Below are 18,543 nucleotides of genomic sequence, written 5' to 3'. Positions count from 1 at the left end.
ACTGAAACGGGTCTCAGCGCGCTTGGAAATTCTCTGGTGGGATGTCGAGCACCCAAAGCAGTCCTTCGGGAGAGAAGTCCATCGTCACTCGTCCCGAAACAGCAGACGACACCATCCGCTGAACCACGACGCTGCCAAACCCGGTCCTGCTAGGGGGTGTAACGGGAGGACCGCCGCGCTCGCTCCATGACAGGCGCAGTGATGAGCCATCTTCGACCACAATCCGCCAACGCAACGTCACGGCACCCGTGGGGCCTGACAACGCTCCGTACTTGATCGCGTTGGTCGCGAGTTCGTGGAGGGCCAGCCCGACCGCCTGCGCCGCGTCGGCGGGCAGCGACACGGGCGGGCCGTCGATTTCGATGCGGCCATCGCCGAAGGCGTTGAAAAGATCCAACTGGCCCGCCGCAAGCTGGGTGAGGTCTCCCTGCACCCAGGCCTGATTGACCAGGATGTCCTGGGTCTTTGCCAAGCCTTGAAGCCGGTTCATGAAGCGCTCGCTGAAGCCCGACAAGCTGTCGACCGAACGGATCGTCTGGCTCGCCAGAGCCTGGATCACCCCCAGAAGGTTCTTGGACCGATGAGCCAGCTCCGAGAGCAGGAAGCGCTGGTGCTCCTGTGCCGTCTTGCGCTCAGAGACATCCCTGAAGACCGAGATGAAATGCTGCGGCACTCCGGCCGTGTCACGGACGAGCGAGATCGTCCGGCCGACCCAGATTTCGGAACCATCGGCCTTGAGGTAACGGGCCTCGAAGGCGCTGTGCTCCGCTTCGCCCGATAGCACTCGGCCCATCTCATCAAGGTCTCGCCCGCGGTCCTCGGGAGCTGTCAGTCGGTCGAGCGGCGTTGCCATCAAGGCAGCGCGGGGATAGCCGAGGATGCTGCACAGGCGTTCGTTCACTTCGATCCAGCCGCCGGTCGTGTCGGTGTAGGCCATGCCGACGGCCACGTTTTCGAAGATGCTCCTAAAGCGCGCTTCGCTCGCGCGCGTGGCCGCTTCTGCACGGCGCCGTTCCGAGATATCGGCCATGATGCTGACGAGCCGCACGGGCCGCCCCTTGCCGTCCCGCTCGGCGACCTGCCCCCGGCCCGACAGCCAAACGATTCGGCCATCGGGCCGAATGATGCGGTACTCGGCCGGAAATGAATCGAGCGTTTCGGCCTGGCGTCGCAATCGTAGCGCGGCCGCGCGATCGTCAGGGTGGATCGCCGCGAGCCATTCATCGGCATCGACACCCACCTGACCGATATTACCGGGCAGTGTCAGTCCAAAGAGAGCCAGGCCTTCATCGCTCCAACGCCTGCAGCCTGCTCCAAAATCAGTTTCCCAACTCCCCAAGCCACCAGCCTGTAAAGCAGCTCTGTAGCGTGCCTCGCTGTCCCGCAGGGCCTGGACGACAGGTCCCGATCCTTCGCCTTGGTTGGAGACGACGGCATGCTTCACGCAGAACACTCCAAGCTTGCAGAACGATCATCAGGTCGCACTCAATCGGCCTCATTCGTTATCGTCAAGCCGTCGCTGGTGTAGTGAGAAGTGCCGGTTTCCGATCTAAAGTCGGCTCAGGCACGCACAAGAGGCGCCCCCTGATCCGTTGCCTTGTGTCGCGTGACCAAACCATGTGAACTGCGGCCCCAAATTCGCTGCCAGGAACGAGATTTGATGCTGCGGTCCGTCGCAACCGGCCTCCCGACAAGGGTCGTTATCATCGCGTTCTTCGCCGTGATCGTCCTGCCCGGCACCATCTTCGCAAGCGTACTCATATCGCGCTTCGCGCAGGCCGAACGTAGCCGCTTCCAGCAAGAGGCCAGGGAGGTCGCGAGCACGGCTGCATCCGTGGTGGACCAACACATTCGCGGGTGGCAGGCGACCCTCCAGACGCTGGGCACCTCGGAGAATCTCCGGAGCGGCAACCTCGAAGCGTTCTATCGTCAGGCACTGGCTGTGAAGACGTTCATCGGCGCCGATATCGGCCTGCGTGACCTCGACGGCCAGCAACTCGTCAATACGCGTCAGGTCTTCGGCAGGCCACTGCCTCTGACCCCGATGGGAGTCGATCGGCAGATCATCTCGTCGCAGAAGCCCTATGTTGCGGATGTCTTCACTGGGGCTATCGCCAATGCGCCCCTGGTTGCGGTCGTGGTTCCGGTCTCGATTGGCGGCGTGCCGCGCTATCTGCTGCATGTCAGCGCCGAGACCAAACTGTTCTACGACGTCATCCGCACGGTCACACCCCCAGGCTGGTTCGTCGCGGTGGGTGACCGGGCCGGCGTCTACGTCACCCGATCCGAACAGCACGAGGCGTTCACCGGCCGCCCTGGCGTGCCGGCCTTCCTGAAGAAGGCCGTCGGCAGGGAGGGCACCTTCGTCGGCCAGAGCGCGCTCGGCGAGGACGTTCTCGTCGGATATGCCCGCTCTGAGCTGTCAGACTGGCTGATCGCCGCCAACATCCGGCAAAGCGTCATAGAGCGTCCACTGCGCGAGGCCCTCCAAGCGCTCGTGGCAGGCGGCGCGATGGCGCTTCTGGTCGCCTCAGCCCTCGCCCTCCTGCTGTGGCGCCTGATCGAAACCCCGCTCAAGGCGTTGACGGCGGCGAGTTCGAGACTCGGGCAATTCTCGTCCCCCATCGCCGCGCCGACGCGGCTGCGCGAGTTCGTCGCCTTGAGGGACGCGATGTCCGAGGCGTCGTCCAAGCTCAGTGCCAACAGCGCGGAGCTCGAGGGCAGGATCCAGGCGCGCACAGCTGAGCTGGAACGCGCCAACGAACGTCTCAAGCAGGAGGGCGAGGAGCGACTGCGCGTCGAATCCATGTTGGCTCAGTCACAGAAGATGGAGGCCGTCGGCAACCTCACGGGCGGCGTCGCCCATGACTTCAACAACCTCCTGCAGGTCGTCAGCGGCAACCTCGAATTGCTCGGTCGTGAGATGGACCTCAGCGAGAAGGGGCGGGGACGGCTTGCCAATGCGATGTCAGGCGTCGCGCGCGGCTCGCAACTCGCCAGTCAGTTGTTGGCGTTCGGCCGCCGTCAAGCGCTCGCACCCAAGCCGATCAATGTCGGCCGGCTCATCCGCGGCATGGATGACCTGCTGCGTCGCTCGATCGGAGAGGCCATCGAAGTCGAGACCGTCATCGCCGGAGGCCTCTGGAACACGTTCGCCGATCCGACGAATGTCGAAAACTGCATTCTCAATCTGGCGATCAACGCGCGCGATGCCATGGGGGGATCGGGTCGCTTGACGATCGAGGCGGGGAACGCCTTCCTCGATGACGCCTATGTTGCTCGCCATGCGGATGTGACAGCCGGTCAATATGTCGTCGTCAGCGTGACCGACACGGGCTCGGGCATGACACCGGAGATCATGTCGAAGGTTTTCGAGCCGTTCTTCTCGACGAAGCCGATGGGCAAGGGAACAGGACTCGGTCTGTCGATGGTCTATGGCTTCGTCAAGCAGTCGGGCGGTCATGTGAAGATCTACAGCGAAGTCGGTTTGGGCACGACGATCAAGATCTACCTCCCTCGCTCGATGAGCGCAGAGGAAAACAGTGCGCCCGATGATGCCCGCCCGATCGTCGGCGGGAACGAGACCGTGCTCGTCGTCGAGGACGACGACGCCGTCCGCGAAACCGTCATCGGGCTCCTGACCGAATTGGGATACAACGTGCTCAAGGCCTCCGATGCCCAAGGCGCGCTGAGCATTGTCGAAAGCGGGGTCGCGATCGACCTGCTGTTCACCGACGTTGTCATGCCGGGTCCCCTGAAGAGCGCGGACCTTGCGAGACAGGCGAAGCTACGCCTGCCCAAACTCACGGTCCTGTTCACCTCAGGCTATACCGAGAACTCGATTGTCCACGGCGGCAGGTTGGACGACGGCGTCAACTTGTTGTCGAAGCCGTACACGCGGGAAGCCCTGGCGCGCAGAATCCGGCACGTCCTGCCCGAAGCGACCTCGCCCGAGGTTGACGATCGGCGCGCATCGGAAACGGTGTTGCTGGTGGAAGACGATGCCCTGATCAGAATGGACACCGCTTCACTGATCGAGTCGCTGGGATTCGTCGTCGTGGAGGCAGCGACGGCCGACGAGGCGCTGGGGATCGCCAGGACGCGGGCGATTGACCGACTGGTCACCGACATCGGTCTCCCGGACATGGACGGCATGGAACTGGCGAGGCGGGTTCGCGAACTGCATCCTCAACTTCCCGTCGTCTTCGCAACGGGGCGGCACGAGGTTCTGGAGGTCGAAATGGACAGCCGCACCAGGCTTCTGCCCAAGCCTTATGGCGCAGGGGATTTGGCGCGGGTTCTTGCATGAGCCCGCAAATGAGCCCAGCGTCGTATGCAAGCTTCGACCAGGAGTTTGCTGAGGCTGCGGCTTCAAGAAGGTTCGACGTTTGGCTGGCCGCGAGACTCTGCAGCGGTCCCCACGAAATCGGGCGCGAGGGAGGGGAACGGTGCCATTTCGCCATTTGTCCGACCCTGTTGATGTCGCCCGGTGCCACGCTGCGCTGGAGCGTGCCTGGGCCGATATCAAGGCAAGCGAGCACCTCCTGCTTGGGACGGATGAGTCCGAGAAGCTGAGGCTGGCCGTTATCATCGCCAACCTCTCCGCCATCACCAGCGATGAAGCCGAGTTGTCCGCGCGCGCGATCGAGCGTTTCCAGACCACCAGCGATCGCTGAACCCCCGATGGATGGGCGAGTGAGCCCTTCGCGCGAAGGCAGCAATCGGCAGGGCGCTCCCATTGGCTCGCTACGGCAATCACCTCGAGCGGCCTTCCCAGACCTGTGGATCATGCGGCTCGACCCGGAATGGCGGCCTGGCGGCAATCACCAGGAGCGCCATCAGAAGCCCTGCGATGAGAAGCCAAAGCCAAAATTCGGCCGGCGGTGGCCTTTTACCTCGGCGTTTCACGACATGCCTCCGCCTGGATGGGAACAAGTCCACGCAAACGGGTTGGTTCCAGCACCGGGCAAGCTCTGTTTACGCTCGGCCGATAAGGTGCTTAAGGCCCATGAAACAGACTGCGGTGGGTCGGGGAACCAAATCGCGAGTGCCGCGTTTTCGTCCCGCTGCTGCAGGTGCCAGGTGAATGCTGATTCTTCTTGTCGAAGACGAACCCCTTATTTTGATGGATGTTGAATCGGCCCTGATAGACGCTGGCTTCGAGGTCATTGCCGCATCGAATGGCGAAGACGCGGTTGGTTGGATCGAGAGGCGAGGGGCGGAGATCCGGGCGGTGCTGACGGACATACGCCTCGGAGGCCGCCTATCGGGATGGGACGTCGGGCGGCACGCGCGCCAGACCGTGCCGACCATGCCAGTCGTCTATGTCAGTGGTGACAGCGCCGGCGACTGGACGTCGCAGGGCGTCCCGAGCAGCGTGATGATCCAGAAGCCCTTTGCCTTCGCACAGATCATCAGCGCGGTCTCGCTCCTGATGAACCAGAGCGACCAGATCGGTCACGCGCCGAGCGCCTGAGCTGCGACAGAGAGCGACTTCTTGTCGCCCGTTCCAGCCGTCGCACTATCGCGTGATGCGCTCGTCGTCGGCCTCGAAAATCGCGCTCAATCCGCCTGCCTCGTATGAAAATTCGGCGCGGTTACTGCCGGCGATGCCCATCCTGAGGAGGCGCGATCCAAAACCTCTTTTTTCGGGCTGGACGGCCGGGGGGCCTCCCCTTTCGCGCCAGGTCAACTGGAACACCTGATCGGCCAGGGTCCAGCGGATTTCGATGGAACCGCCATCCGCCGAAAGGGCTCCATACTTGACCGAATTCGTAGCCATCTCGTGCGCCAGCAATGCCAGCGACAACGCCGCCTTGGGTCCGAACAACACCTCCGGCCCGGCGATGTTGAAGCGATGGGCCTCGGCCTGGAGCCCCAGGACACTGTCCAGAAGTGACCCGACAGTGGCTGAGGACCAGCTCTTTTGAAGGAGCATGTCGTGCGCATGGCTCAAGGCAACGAGCCGGCTTTGGAAAGTCCGGGCAATCTCGGGATCGGCCTGGCGCAGGGTCTGCGATGCGATGGCCTGGACCACGGAGAAGGTGTTTTTGACGCGGTGGGCGAGTTCCTCCATGAGGAGCTGCTTTTGCGCCTCCTCGTTCTTGCGGTCACTGATATCGAGCGAGATACCGGCAAGGCGAAACGGCGAGCCGTCCGAGGCTCGGTCGAGTTGGGCGCGCAAATTCAGCCAGACTTCGCCCTGTTCCGCGTGGCCGAGGCGGAACTCGACGTCACATTCGCAGCCGCGGGTGATCGTCGCCTGAAAGGCTTCAACGACCCTGTCGCGATCCTGCGGATGGACGGCATCCAGCATCTGCTCGTAGCTGAAGGGCTGATCGATCGCGACCCCGAAATTCGCCTTGAAAGCGGAGGATGCTTCGAAGCTTCCGGTGAGCATCATCCACTCCCACGATCCCAGCCGGGCGGCGTCGAGGATGAAACGGCTCCTGCGCTCTGCCGCCTGCGCCATCGCATGGGCGAGAGTCTCAATCGATGCTACCCGCCGCAGTTCGAGCTGCGTCATGACCTGACGTGCCAAAACCTCGAGGGTCAGCCGCTGTCGGTCGGTGATGCCGTCAGGACGCGGGGCGCGGTCCAGCACGCAAACCGTGCCGATGATCTGGGCGTCTGGCGTGCGCAGCGGGGCGCCAGCGTAGAAGCGCAGGCCGCCTTCGACCTGGACCAGTGGATTGCAGGCGAACCGCGGATCCTCCAGCGTGTCCCGGATCACCATGATATCGGACTGGACGATCGCGTGCGCACAGATCGAAACATCGAGCGGCAATTCGCGTACACCAATCCCGACCTCCGCCTTGAACCATTGCCGCACATCCGCAATCAGGTTGACGATCCCGATGGGGGCATCGAACGAGGCCGCCGCCAATTTCGCGATGTCATCGAATTCGGCTTCGGTCGGCGTGTCTAGAATGTCGTACCGTCGAAGGGCCGCCAGCCGCGCCGGGTCGGTTATCGTCGATTGCACTGACATTCAGGCTCCAGACATGCAGGGGCGGCCTCAGGGCATAGGATACAGAATGCAGGATGCCTAGTGCGATGCGGTAACGCTGCCGACCTCTCTTGTCTTGCCTTGCATGTCGGCGATGTCGATCCACAGCGGTTCAGAACGTCGAAAGATGAGCGGCCGCACGGAACACCGAGAGCGGGATGTGGTTGAGCGGAGATCACCCCAGTGTTGGAGAACATCCCATGGCGACGACCGCAAAGCCCCTCGACGAGCTGTTCCACGACATGCTCAAGGACGTCTACTACGCCGAGAAGCAGATCTTGAAAGCGCTGCCCAAAATGGCGAAGGCCGCGAAGTCCGCCGAGCTGAAAAAGGCCTTCGAAACGCACCGAGCTGAGACCGAGGGCCATGTCGAGCGGCTCGGCGAGGTCTTCGAACTGATCGGCAAGGCCCCCCGAGCCAAGACCTGCGATGCGATCCTCGGCATCCTCGAAGAAGGCAAGGCCGTCATCGAGGACTATGCCGACAGCCCTGCGCTGGATGCCGGTCTCGTGGCTTCGGCACAAGCCGTCGAACACTATGAGATCGCTCGTTACGGCACCCTGAAGGCGTGGGCCGCGCAACTCGGCCACAAGGATGCCGTCAAGCTCCTCGACGAGACGCTGGCCGAGGAGACCAAGACCGACAAGGCGCTGACCCAGCTCGGCGGACCCGCCAATTCGGCCGCCGTTGCCAAGGCCGCCTAACCACGAACCTGGCCCGGCAGGCGATGTCCTGCCGGGCCAGCCTCTCGCGCGCTTCGACGGGTCGACCCTTTTGTCCGAACCTCGTTGCCGAGCGTGATCCACACGGGCGCGTGGTCGCTGGCCCCGTCGAGGCCACGGATCGAACGATCGACGCTTGCGTCCTGCAGCCTGCGTGCGACCTCGGGACTGAGCAGCAGGTGGTCGAGCCGCAGGCCGGCATTTCTCTTCCATCTCTGGCGCATGTAATGCCAAAACGTGAAGACCTGCGCGCCCGGATGAATTTCGCGCAAGGCATCGGTCCAGCCCTGCGAAACGAGGCTGTGAAAGGCATGCCGGCTTTTGGGGTGAAGCAAAGCGTCGTCTACCCAAGAGGTCGTGCGGTAGATGTCCAGGTCGGTCGGCACGACGTTATAATCTCCCGCCATGACCACGGGCACTTTTGCAGCCAGCAGCGTGGCCGCATGGGCCCGTAGCCGATCGAACCACGCGAGTTTGTAGGCGAATTTGGGGCCGGGTTGGGGATTGCCATTGGGCACGTAAATCGACGCAATCAGGATGCCGTTGACGGCGGCCTCGATATATCGCGCCTGCATGTCATCGGCGTCGCCCGGAAGGCTGGTCCGAGTTACGATCGGTGTGCTCCCGCGCGCCAGGATCGCGACACCATTCCAGGTTCTCTGCCCCCTCCATACGGCGCCGTAGCCGGCATTCTCCAGCGCGTCTGCAGGGAAGGCGTCGTCTGATGATTTCAGTTCCTGCAGGCAGACGACGTCGGGCTTTCGCGCTGCGAGCCAGCCCAAGAGGTTCGACAATCGCCTGTTCACGTTATTGACGTTGAATGTGGCGATCGAAACGGCTGCCGGCGGCGCACTGACGGGTGATCCACTCACGGCTCGCTACCTGCGCTCGATCTGCATGCGTCACCTCCTGCACTGGCGCCAACGTCGTCGGAGCGGGATTGATCCGTGAACAGTGGCCCCAGCGCGGCGCGCGCAATGACTACGGCCTCTCGATGTTCGAGAAGAAACCGCTCTATCGCTGGCACCGAACAGGACAACCGTAGCGATGGGGGCTCCACGACGCCCCCCAGCCCGACCATTCGGGATGTTTGGTTAGGTGATCGGTTCCTCCTACGCACCAGATGGGTCGTGTGCCGACTGCCTTCGCAATTCGGCCGCGGCTCCGATCGCAAAGATTCGCGCCATCGAGGGCGCTTCGCGAACCTTCACGTGTCGAAGGCGTTGGTCTCCTCGCGGAGGGCCCCGTGCGCAATCGACAAGTAATCAAAGACATTGGGTTGGCAACCGCGCTGGGAGTGAGCATTGCCTTGCTGTTCGCGTGGCTTTCGAAAGCGGATGTGAGCGCCCGCGAGCGCGCCTTTGAGCGGAAGGCGACCCATCGATCTGGACAAGGGGCGCTATCCCACACTCCGACCGAGATACCAATGCGGGGATGGGCGGACATTCTCCGCCGCACATACCATGAGGTTGATCGCGACCGCGTGCTTGCCGTCGCTGCCGGCGTGACATTTTACGCACTTTTGGCTCTGTTTCCAGCTCTGACCGCGCTGGTCTCGATCTATGGCCTCGTGGCGGAGCCGGGGACGATCGGCGAGCAACTCGTTGTGGCCGAGGGCCTTCTTCCGGCAGGCTCGACGGAGTTCTTGCGCGATCAGGTCGTGCGGATCACGAGTGCTGGCGAGACGACCTTGGGCTTCGCCTTCGCGCTGGGATTGGTCTTGGCGATCTGGAGTGCGAATGCGGGCGCGAAGGCGATATTCGATGCTTTGAACGTGGCCTATGGCGAAGACGAGAAGAGGGGCTTTTTCAAGCTCAACGCAATGTCGCTTTCGTTCACGGTCGCGATCCTTGTCTTCGCCGTTGTAGCCCTCGGCGCGATCGCCGCCCTGCCGGTCGTGCTCGACTACGTCTATCTGGGCGAAGCAACCGAGGTCGTGATCTCGGTTGCGCGGTGGCCCGCGTTGATCCTCGTTTTGGTCCTCGGTCTCTCGCTGCTCTACCGGTTCGGCCCGAGCCGTGACACCGCACAATGGAGTTGGGTCAGTCCGGGCGCGATTTTTGCGGCGATCACCTGGCTTGGAGCTTCACTTTTGTTTTCCTGGTACGTCGCCAATTTCGAGGACTACAACAAGACCTACGGCGCCATCGGCGCCGTCATCGGGCTCCTGACCTGGATGTGGTTATCAGCGATCATCGTCCTGATCGGGGCGGAGCTGAACTCGGAGGCCGAGCGGCAGACCAACAGAGACACCACCGAAGGCGCCCCCATGCCGATCGGTTCCCGCGGTGCCGACGCGGCAGATCGAAAGGGTTGATATCCGACGGAACAGCCTGGGCTGCTCAGAGTTCAGCGTGAACCAATCCGCTGACCTTGGCTCGCAAAGGTGCGTCATGACAAACGTCGATGCCTCCCCTGACGTCTCTGAGACCGGCTTCATCAAGATGTCCCATTACGCGGATTCGCTGGAGGACACGCCCGGCGGCCGCGATTTCGATGCGCAGGATGATGATGCCGATGAGCTATCTTCCGAACTCCAGCGCGTTCTTATCGATGAGATTCGCGCGCGGCCGTTTCGAGCGATCGGATGGGCAGCGGCAGCCGGTCTGGCCCTCGGACAGTATGTGTCCCGCTGAGCCATGGGCGGCCTCCTCGCCTATGTCTCCCTTCAGGCGACCACCGCCTTAAAGCGATATGCCATCGTCTATGGCTTATGGGCTTTCGGCTGTCTTATCGTCGTGTTCGCCGCGGGCTATGGACTCGACGCTTTTCGAACGTGGCTGATGTTTCGATATGGCGCGGTTCTGGCGAGCTTGATCGTCGCCGGCGGCCTCATCGCCGTCGCCGGATGCCTTTTCGGCGTAGCGATGGTGATCAAAAGGCGCCAACCGTCTTCGGCTAGCCAATCCACCTCAGCCCCTCGCGGGCTGCCTTACTCGAAGTCATACTCGCCCGCTTCGATGTTGGCTGCCGGCGCTGCGGCAGCCGGCGCTCTGACGGCCGCCGTCATCGTCGCGAGATCCAGGTTGGTGCGCGCGATCCTGCCAGGACACTCAAGGCCATAGCGATCCGCGTCGTACAGTTCCGCCGAATCTGCCTCCAAGAGTGAGGTGAGGAGTTCAGATCCAGTGGCAGACGACACGCGATCGGTCGGCTCGAAAATGGCGCTCGCGTCGCTGAACAAGCGACCGGTGACCGAAGCGCCGGGTAGCCTCGGGAACATCGCAACCGGCGCCTTGATCATAGCTGCGCTGTATCTGGGCCGCGAAGTGTTCGTCCCAGTTGCCCTTGCGATCCTGTTCAGCTTCGTCCTGGCGCCGTTGGTCAAGCTGCTCCAGAAGATCCGACTGCCGCGGTCGATCGCCGTGATCTCCGTCGTCGCTTGCGCGTTCGCGATCATCGCCGGACTCGCCATGGCCATGGTTGGGCAAGCGACGCAGCTGGCTGGGGACTTGCCGACCTATCAGAGCACGATGCGGGAGAAGATCGCATCGTTGAAGGGAGCGGGTCCGGGATCGGGCGTGCTCTCTCGCGCGGCCGATGTCCTCCAGGAACTTGGCAAGGAACTCGACAAACCGGAGACAAGGCCTTCCGCGCAATTGCCCTCAGCCACTGCGGAGAGCAGGCCGATCCCTGTCGAGGTCCACCCGCCGCGCCCTGGCGCTCTCGAGACGCTACGGGCTTTCTTGACGCCGCTGATCCAGCCGCTGACCACGACGGGCATCGTGCTGATCTTCGTCGTATTCATCCTGCTGAAGCGCGAGGATCTTCGAAACCGCTTTATCCGGCTGACCGGTACGTACGACCTGCAGAAGACCACCGCCGCATTTGACGATGCCGCCAAGCGCCTCAGCCGGCTGTTCCTGACCCAGTTGCTGCTGAACTCCGGATTTGGGCTGCTCATCGGCATCGGGCTATGGGTGATAGGCGTCCCCAGTGCCCTGCTATGGGGCATCCTCTCCGCGATCCTGAGGTTCGTGCCTTATGTCGGCGCGCTGCTCTCGGCGATCTTTCCGATGGTGATCGCCGCCGCGGTCGATCCGGGTTGGACGATGCTCGCCTGGACGGCCGCTCTTTTCCTGGTGGCGGAGCCTCTCGCTGGACATGTCGTCGAGCCGCTCGTCTATGGCCGTACGACGGGGCTCTCTCCCGTTGCCATCGTCGTTGCGGCGACGTTCTGGACCTGGCTATGGGGTCCTATTGGATTGGTGTTGGCGACGCCGCTGACGGTGTGCCTCGTGGTGCTCGGCCGCCACGTCGATCGGCTGGAATTTCTGGACGTTCTGTTGGGAGATCGCCCCCCGCTATCGGCGCCGCAGATCTTCTACCAGCGCGTCCTGGCCGGAGATCCAGCGGAAGCGACCGACACGGCCGAAGAGGTCCTCAAAGAACGCTCCCTGTCGGCATATTACGATGAGGTTGCTTTGGAGGGGTTGCGCTTGGCAGCCGCCGACGTCGCGCGCGGTGTGCTTGATGTCGAACGGCAGACGCAGATCCTCGAGACGGTCCGCGAGGTGTTAGACGAACTCTCCGATTATGAGGACAGAAAGCCCAACTCGGGTGAAGTCACGCGGGACGCCGAGGCCGGTGCTGCGGTGGACCAGACTGAGGAGGCGGAAGGCGCTGCGGACCTTCCGATCCTGTCGGCAGAACAGATGAAGGAGGTTTTTCGCGGGGAGGATCGCGTCGTCCTGATCGCGGCGCAGTCCAGCCTCGACGAGGCTGCAGCGTTGATGCTGTCGCAGATTCTTGGCAAGCATGGACTGCCGACCCGCGTCCTGGCGCCAGAGGCGATATCGAGTGCCCCTTTGGCTGCACTCGCTCAATCCGAGCCTGCGTTGATCTGTCTTTGCTATCTGGGAAAGCAGAGCGGCGCTCATATGCGCTACGCCCTGAAGCGCTTGCGGCGGCGGCTGCCATCCACCGCCATCATCGTGGCTTCCTTCAGCACCGAGCAAAGCGTTGCGAACCCCGCTGACACTGCGCTTGCCGATCAAACCGAGACGACGTTGCGAGGCGTCAGTCAGGCCTGCATTGAACTGGCAACTCTTGCAGTTGACTGATGACCGGACAGGCGGTCAGGTTTGCAGACGCGATCTCCGCAGCGGTCAGGCGAACGTGACGGTCGGCCTTGCGGGCGTTGCCGAACTGACGGTCGGGGGCGGAGCGGCATCGCCTGTCACGCCAGCGTCTTAATCAAACTATCTCTCCTCGGTCTTCCGGATCACGCCGCCATGTCGAACACACAGGATTGGCTGACACGCGCAGCAGCAAGTGATGGCAGTTCCACGCAGATCCTGGCGATCGCCCTCGAAATCACGAAAAGCCCGCAGGCATCGACGGCGCAGGTTGCCGCAGCCAAGCGCGTCGCCAATTCGGTGAGGACGGTTCTGCGGCAACGGGCCCCGTCTGGTGTTGCGGTCGAGGTGAGCCAGATTCGGTTCGCGGCGCTTCTGGAGGCCCTGCGGTCTGGATAATGGGTTTCGACCGCGACGGGTCGATCCTCTTTGCCGACGCTCGCGTCCGAATTTTGCCGGAGGCGCTTGAGCCGGCCGGATTTTGGTTAGACGGCAAGGCAAAAATGAACCAACGCGCGATCGTGACGTTGTCGTTTCACTTGACACTTGCGCAAAAAATTTGCGCCGGCCGGTCAGGCGAAAGGTCTCTCACATGTTCAAGATGATCGCACTCACCGGTCTGCTCATTGCTGCCCCCGCGGCTTCGTTCGCGCAGAATGCACCTGCCGCGCAGGGAGGCGCTCTGAGCGGAGCCGCGACGGGAGCCGTAGGCGGCGCTATCGTCGGCGGTCCAATCGGTGCAGTGGTGGGTGGTGTCGGCGGCGCAGTGGTCGGCGCCATCATCGGTGACAACACGCCCCGCTTCCAAGCCTATGTCGTCGAGCAGCGCCGTCCGTCCTACACCTACGCCGAGCCGGTAGTCGTGGGCGGCTTGCTGCCGAATGAGGGCATTCAGTACTATGATGTGCCGCGGGAGTACGGCCAGACGGAGTATCGCTATACCGTCGTCAACAACCGCACCGTCCTGGTCGATCCGCAGACCCGCCGGATCGTTCAGGTGATCCAGTAGGGCTGCTTCAGTGGCGTAAACCGGCTGATCCCGCGCCAGAAGGGCGCGGGATTTTCTTTTTGTGGTGTAGATCGATGCGCTGACAGGTGGCCCCCGAGATTGCGCGAGAGTACTACCCCTGGAGCTCAGTAGCAGCTGGGGGTCTGATATGGGCGCTGTGGCGGCGCCCGTCGCATGACGAGTTGGTGAGGGCTTGGCCCAGCCGCAACGCCGCAGACGATCGAGGATTTGCGGGGTGCGCCGCGCAAGGCGATATCTCTGGAGCGATCGCAGACGACGCGGCGAAGGCAGTTCGTGGATACGCCCAAGCCTTGATCACGATGGATCGGGCGGAGAACCGGATAGTCGTCACGCAGTCTGGCCGTGATTTGAAACGTTGAAGGCCTCCGGAATAAACCGGAGGCCTTCAACGTACTGGCTCGTCAGATACCGGCTTTGCCCTGCAGGTACGGATCCGCGTTCTCGTCGAAACGGGTCCATCCCTCCTGCCGATACTGGGCGACGCGCGTGTGTCGATCGATGGGGGTCGCCCCATCCAGGATCGCCTCGACCGTCGCCGCATGCTCGTCGGCAGCCTTCACCGATACCACGGTGCCGCCGCGGCGGACCGTCTCGGCGTAGTAGTGAGCCTCCTCCTCGTCGACGCCCGCGCTGGTGAACGAGCCGACCAACCCACCTGCGGCTGCGCCCGCAACCGCGCCGGCTGCCGTCGAGGCGAGCCAGCCCGCGGCCACGACCGGACCGATGCCGGGGATTGCCAGTAAGCCAAGGCCAGCGAGCAGTCCTGCCGCGCCGCCCACGCCGGCGCCGATCCCGGCGCCTTCTGCGGCATTGGTATCGCTGGCGCGCTCATCGCGACCAACGACGCTGATGTCTGACGATGAGACACCGGCTTGCTCCAGGTTCTCGACCGCGACGGCAGCTTGATCATAGGTGTCATAGGACCGTGTGATAGTGCGAGTCATGTGTGTCTCCAAAGTTCGTGTGGCGAGGGCACCGGTCAGTTGCGGGTGATGTTGCCGCGATAATCGACCGACACATTGACCTGGGCGCCAGCATTGGTGGCCATGCCCTTCCAGACCCCATTCTCGTCCTTCTTCAGGCCCGTCACGTTGGTGTAACCGTTGGCTTCAAGGCGGCTCTTGGCCTGGCCTTCGGTGAAGCTGTTGGCGCCCGGCAGCGGGGCGTTCGCGTCGGCCGGCGCCGGGGCCGGGGCGGGCGAAGTTGTCGAGGTCTGTGCCATGGCGCCGAAGGAGGTCGCCGAGGCGATCAATGATGCAATGATCAGCTTCTTCATGATGGTCTCCCGAGGATGAGCGGCTCTGCCGCGATGCTCAGGAAAACGGCGTTCTGCCGATTTTAGTTCCACATAAGATCCCGGCAGCATGAGCCGATTGTCGCTGCGGTCGATGGGTAGAATTTTCGATAAAATAGCTAGCGTGCTCGCCTGCTCGTCAGGGCCGCAATCAAGCCCCAGATGCCCATGAATTTGCTGGCTCCGCCCATCCGTGTCGCTGCGAGGGCGAGCAAAACCGAAATCAGCCTCGGGTGGCGCCCGCTGGCCGAAAGTTTCGTCAAATAGGCACCCAGTGCCTGTCCCGCTATCAGCTTCAGCATGAGATTCCTCGAAATGTTCTCGCCTGACGCATGTCACGAGCGAGTTGGCCGTCTAGACGTGGATGGCGGATGGCAAGATCAACCGGTCGGTTCGTCAGCAGCCACGGCGAGATCATCCAGTTCGACGTCACCTACCTGACTGTGGAAGCGAACTGAGCGCGACCCAGACTGCTGCTGGGATACGCCGGAGATACGATGTTTCCCCGTGTCGTAGATCGTGCGTTTCGCCCCATCTTCGACGATGAGGCGCCCGACATTGGGGAAGAACGCATAGCTCATGTCATTCTGACTTCCCGAAGAAGATGGCGCGCCGAACGCGTCGGGCCATCGACTTGCAGACATCGCCGTGGGCGGCACCGGCGCGAGAGATCCTGTCTCAGCGGGAGCCTCGGACGGGTCTTGGTGGATTGCAGCGGCCAAGTCGGCCATGACACCGTCGAATTTGGTTTTGACGGCGTTGTTGAACATATCGCCGACCATGCTCATGCTCCCCTTGGACCATTGCGCCATGCCGCCGAATTCTGTGTGGGCAAATTGGGCCATCGTCCCGCCCCCTCTTCTCAGTGCGGCCCACGCCGCGGAAACGGCTTCAGGCGCGGCGTCGTGCCTCTTCGCCACGGCGGCAATGAGATCGTCGACGGAGTTCATGGGGGTGGTTCCGATAGCAGGGCGCTGCGGTGACTCGTCAGCGCCTACGCGCTGCGGATTGGATGACGAGCCCGGTAGCAAATCGAGGGTGATCTGGAACAGCGGGCCGCTCGCGCTCCTGACGGTCATTCGAAACCGGGTTTGGTCTGACATCGGTTCGCGATCCCGAATCATGTCCGGAAACGCCCGCAGCGCGGCACTCAAGGCAGTTTCGACGTCGGGCAGAACCAACCCCTCGTCGGCGATTTCAGCCGATCCATCGATGTCGAAGAAAAATGTCGTCATGGCAGAGAAATGCGGTGTGGCGCTGTGTGTTCCCTTTGCTGTGAATTAGCACCGCCCCCATCTCCGCCCGTATTCCAAGGCTCTCCCCGCGGAAGTGGGGGAGTTGGATTGTTTCCATTGGACGGCCGCCAATCAAGTCCGCTGACTGGTGACCAGACCGTCCGACAGGCCCCTTGAAAGCAAACGTATAACCATCCATATACCATCCGTTTAGATGGTCAGTGGATGTCTCATATGAAAACGCCCGAGAGCGAAAAGCTGACCATCAACCTTGGTTTCGTCGATTTGGGCCGCATCGACCTTCTCGTCCGGGACGGGTTTTACTCGAACCGTTCGGATTTCATTCGCACTGCCATACGTAACCAGCTTTCTGGCCATGCCGACGTCGCGGCCCAAGCAACGACAAGGCTATCACTTGAGCTTGGTCTTCGTCGGTTCACGCGGGCTGATCTCGAAAGAATCAAGGCCGCTGGCGAGCGGCTGGAGATCCGGGTGCTGGGTCTGGCCATCATCGACACTGACGTATCACCCGAGCTCGCACGAGATGCGATTGTGTCGTTGACGGTGCTCGGCGCTCTCCATGCAACGCCCGAGGTCAAGGCCGCGTTGGCCGACCGTCTGGCCTGACCCAAGGATTCTCATGGCCACTTTCCTTCAATCTGCCCTCGGCGAGGCGATGTCACGCCTGAAGACGGCCGACGTCGCCGGCGCCACCGACGCGATCCAGCGCGCGCTGGTCGGCAACGCCCTCACTCCATTGGACGGATCCAGCGGCCATGAGGGGAAATGGATCGGGATCGATGCAACGGCTCCCCGGCGCCTGGGTGACGTGTTGCTGGCGCTCAAGGCCCATCGCGGGCGTTTTGCCAATCCTGCCCCGACAGGGTCGGACGAAAACTCGCCCGCCCATTGCCAAGATCGTTTTCGCTCCCGCCGCTTTCTCGATGCGTCGGGCTCTTTGAACTACAAGCTCTACGTCCCTGTGGATCATGCAGGTCGGAAGTTGGCTCTCGTCGTGATGCTGCACGGTTGCACGCAGGATCCGGATGATTTTGCGCGAGGCACCCGGATGAATGCGTTGGCTGAGGAGTTCGGGCTGATCGTGGCCTACCCGCACCAGCCTCATACCGCCAACGCCCAAGGCTGCTGGAATTGGTTCGATACGCGTCATCAAGAGCGCGGACGAGGAGAACCCGCACTGCTTGCTGGCTTGGCGCAGGCACTGGCGGCTGAATTCAACATCGACTCTGATCGGGTTTTCGTCGCCGGGCTTTCCGCTGGCGGAGCGATGGCGGATGTTCTTTCCGTCACCCATCCGGATGTCTTCGCCGCGGTTGGCGTCCACTCGGGCCTGCCACATGGCGCAGCGACCGACGTCATGTCGGCATTCGACGCGATGAAGGGCAATGCAAAGCCCGTTGCCCGTCGGAACCGGTCCCGCAGCCGCAAGATCATCTTTCATGGCTCGATCGACACAACGGTCGCCCCCTCCAACGGACAGATGGTACTGGAAATGGCGCGGTCCGGTTCGCCCGACCTGCAAGAAGTGACGGTCGAAACAGATGCCGGCGGGAAGAGAACCGTGCGGACGCTCTTGGGCCCGGCTGAAGGACGCACCGTTGCGGAGCATTGGGTCATCATGGGTGGCGGACATGCCTGGTCTGGCGGTGACCGTTCGGGAACCTATACCGACGCGACCGGGCCCGACGCATCGCGCGAGATGATCCGTTTTTTCCTGGAAAGGTGAAATGGAGCCATCTGTGGTCTGGGAGCGGCTGCCGTCCCACAGAGCATCGCCCTCACTGCATCTTTCCTGGTCCTGCGCGGCGCTGCGAAGCCTCGCCATAGGCGGCATCAACGAAGAGCTGCAGGCTCTTTCTAACTGCCGTTGTCAGAACGACGTCGTCGCCATCCACTGTCTTGCCGCGCATGACGAGCCGGGCGATCTCACGCTTGAAGGCCTCATGAAGTCCGATCATCTGCTTCGAGGCAGGCGCCGTTTCGTTTTGGTGAACGAACGCTGCGACGAGCAGGCGGCGCATGCCGGCGTTCAACGCCTTGGCACTAATCAGATCGTCGTAGGACATCGAATGATCCTCTGGTGATCGCACCCGGCAACGGAACCATCATCGCCGCTGGCTAGTTCCTCGCTTGCGTCGTCTCACCGACGCGGCT

19 protein-coding genes are annotated in these 18,543 nt (G+C 62.6%); 12 read left to right on the top strand and 7 right to left on the bottom strand.

What is annotated here, in order from left to right; all coding sequences use genetic code 11:
• Positions 1-13: 13 nt before the first annotated feature.
• Positions 14-1,444, bottom strand: a complete 1,431-nt coding sequence (locus tag C8D03_RS05220) for a sensor histidine kinase (RefSeq protein ID WP_181300689.1) — start codon at positions 1,442-1,444, stop codon at positions 14-16.
• Positions 1,445-1,660: 216 nt separating this feature from the next.
• On the opposite strand from C8D03_RS05220, the gene C8D03_RS05215 reads away from it, so the two are divergent.
• The 3 genes from C8D03_RS05215 to C8D03_RS05205 all read left to right on the top strand — a co-directional run bounded on the left by C8D03_RS05215 (position 1,661) and on the right by C8D03_RS05205 (position 5,476).
• Positions 1,661-4,309 carry a response regulator gene (locus C8D03_RS05215; protein WP_108045310.1) on the top strand — a complete coding sequence of 883 codons (2,649 nt, stop codon included), beginning with the start codon at positions 1,661-1,663 and terminating at the stop codon, positions 4,307-4,309.
• Between the two features lie 139 nt (positions 4,310-4,448).
• Positions 4,449-4,676: a hypothetical protein gene (locus tag C8D03_RS05210; protein ID WP_146170092.1), complete on the top strand. Its 228-nt coding sequence runs from the start codon at positions 4,449-4,451 to the stop codon at positions 4,674-4,676.
• A gap of 410 nt (positions 4,677-5,086) precedes the next feature.
• Positions 5,087-5,476 (top strand): response regulator, encoded by a 390-nt coding sequence (locus tag C8D03_RS05205; RefSeq protein WP_108045308.1) that lies wholly within the window; start codon positions 5,087-5,089, stop codon positions 5,474-5,476.
• A 45-nt stretch (positions 5,477-5,521) separates the two neighbouring features.
• Here C8D03_RS05205 and C8D03_RS05200 read toward each other — a convergent pair whose 3' ends face one another.
• Positions 5,522-6,991, bottom strand: coding sequence for a sensor histidine kinase (locus C8D03_RS05200; protein ID WP_108045307.1), 1,470 nt, complete (start codon positions 6,989-6,991; stop codon positions 5,522-5,524).
• Positions 6,992-7,209: 218 nt separating this feature from the next.
• On the opposite strand from C8D03_RS05200, the gene C8D03_RS05195 reads away from it, so the two are divergent.
• Positions 7,210-7,713, top strand: coding sequence for a YciE/YciF ferroxidase family protein (locus tag C8D03_RS05195; protein WP_108045306.1), 504 nt, complete (start codon positions 7,210-7,212; stop codon positions 7,711-7,713).
• On the opposite strand, the gene C8D03_RS05190 is transcribed toward C8D03_RS05195, so the two are convergent.
• The gene (locus tag C8D03_RS05190; RefSeq protein ID WP_108045305.1) at positions 7,710-8,603 is read right to left on the bottom strand and encodes an exodeoxyribonuclease III; all 894 of its coding nucleotides are present in this window, start codon (positions 8,601-8,603) and stop codon (positions 7,710-7,712) included. The genes C8D03_RS05195 and C8D03_RS05190 overlap by 4 nt on opposite strands.
• Before the next feature lie 407 nt (positions 8,604-9,010).
• Between C8D03_RS05190 and C8D03_RS05185 the strand changes: the two genes are divergently transcribed.
• The 6 genes from C8D03_RS05185 to C8D03_RS05165 all read left to right on the top strand — a co-directional run bounded on the left by C8D03_RS05185 (position 9,011) and on the right by C8D03_RS05165 (position 13,818).
• Complete coding sequence (locus tag C8D03_RS05185) at positions 9,011-10,048, top strand: YihY/virulence factor BrkB family protein (RefSeq protein WP_248308354.1); 1,038 nt, start codon at positions 9,011-9,013, stop codon at positions 10,046-10,048.
• A 76-nt stretch (positions 10,049-10,124) separates the two neighbouring features.
• Entirely contained in the window at positions 10,125-10,367 is a 243-nt protein-coding gene (locus C8D03_RS05180; RefSeq protein WP_108045303.1) for a hypothetical protein, read from the top strand.
• 3 nt (positions 10,368-10,370) lie between these two features.
• Positions 10,371-10,796, top strand: a complete 426-nt coding sequence (locus C8D03_RS26030) for a hypothetical protein (protein ID WP_146170091.1) — start codon at positions 10,371-10,373, stop codon at positions 10,794-10,796.
• Between the two features lie 63 nt (positions 10,797-10,859).
• The gene (locus tag C8D03_RS05175) at positions 10,860-12,794 is read left to right on the top strand and encodes an AI-2E family transporter (RefSeq protein ID WP_248308353.1); all 1,935 of its coding nucleotides are present in this window, start codon (positions 10,860-10,862) and stop codon (positions 12,792-12,794) included.
• A gap of 171 nt (positions 12,795-12,965) precedes the next feature.
• Positions 12,966-13,208 (top strand): hypothetical protein, encoded by a 243-nt coding sequence (locus C8D03_RS05170; RefSeq protein ID WP_108045301.1) that lies wholly within the window; start codon positions 12,966-12,968, stop codon positions 13,206-13,208.
• A gap of 193 nt (positions 13,209-13,401) precedes the next feature.
• Positions 13,402-13,818 (top strand): DUF1236 domain-containing protein, encoded by a 417-nt coding sequence (locus C8D03_RS05165; protein WP_108045300.1) that lies wholly within the window; start codon positions 13,402-13,404, stop codon positions 13,816-13,818.
• Between the two features lie 422 nt (positions 13,819-14,240).
• Here C8D03_RS05165 and C8D03_RS05160 read toward each other — a convergent pair whose 3' ends face one another.
• The 3 genes from C8D03_RS05160 to C8D03_RS05145 all read right to left on the bottom strand — a co-directional run bounded on the left by C8D03_RS05160 (position 14,241) and on the right by C8D03_RS05145 (position 16,368).
• Positions 14,241-14,783 (bottom strand): general stress protein, encoded by a 543-nt coding sequence (locus C8D03_RS05160; protein WP_108045299.1) that lies wholly within the window; start codon positions 14,781-14,783, stop codon positions 14,241-14,243.
• Between the two features lie 35 nt (positions 14,784-14,818).
• Positions 14,819-15,115, bottom strand: a complete 297-nt coding sequence (locus C8D03_RS05155) for a PepSY domain-containing protein (protein WP_108045298.1) — start codon at positions 15,113-15,115, stop codon at positions 14,819-14,821.
• Between the two features lie 398 nt (positions 15,116-15,513).
• Positions 15,514-16,368 (bottom strand): DUF6894 family protein, encoded by an 855-nt coding sequence (locus C8D03_RS05145; RefSeq protein ID WP_108045296.1) that lies wholly within the window; start codon positions 16,366-16,368, stop codon positions 15,514-15,516.
• Between the two features lie 234 nt (positions 16,369-16,602).
• Between C8D03_RS05145 and C8D03_RS05140 the strand changes: the two genes are divergently transcribed.
• Together C8D03_RS05140 and C8D03_RS05135 are read left to right on the top strand one after the other, a co-directional pair.
• Positions 16,603-16,995: a CopG family transcriptional regulator gene (locus tag C8D03_RS05140; RefSeq protein WP_248308352.1), complete on the top strand. Its 393-nt coding sequence runs from the start codon at positions 16,603-16,605 to the stop codon at positions 16,993-16,995.
• A gap of 13 nt (positions 16,996-17,008) precedes the next feature.
• Positions 17,009-18,115 (top strand): extracellular catalytic domain type 1 short-chain-length polyhydroxyalkanoate depolymerase, encoded by a 1,107-nt coding sequence (locus C8D03_RS05135; protein ID WP_108045294.1) that lies wholly within the window; start codon positions 17,009-17,011, stop codon positions 18,113-18,115.
• Between the two features lie 52 nt (positions 18,116-18,167).
• Here C8D03_RS05135 and C8D03_RS05130 read toward each other — a convergent pair whose 3' ends face one another.
• Positions 18,168-18,455 (bottom strand): hypothetical protein, encoded by a 288-nt coding sequence (locus C8D03_RS05130; RefSeq protein WP_108045293.1) that lies wholly within the window; start codon positions 18,453-18,455, stop codon positions 18,168-18,170.
• Between the last annotated feature and the right edge of the window lie 88 nt (positions 18,456-18,543).

The organism is Bosea sp. 124 (assembly GCF_003046175.1).
Lineage (GTDB): Bacteria > Pseudomonadota > Alphaproteobacteria > Rhizobiales > Beijerinckiaceae > Allobosea.
This window is presented reverse-complemented; position numbering and strand designations above follow the sequence as displayed.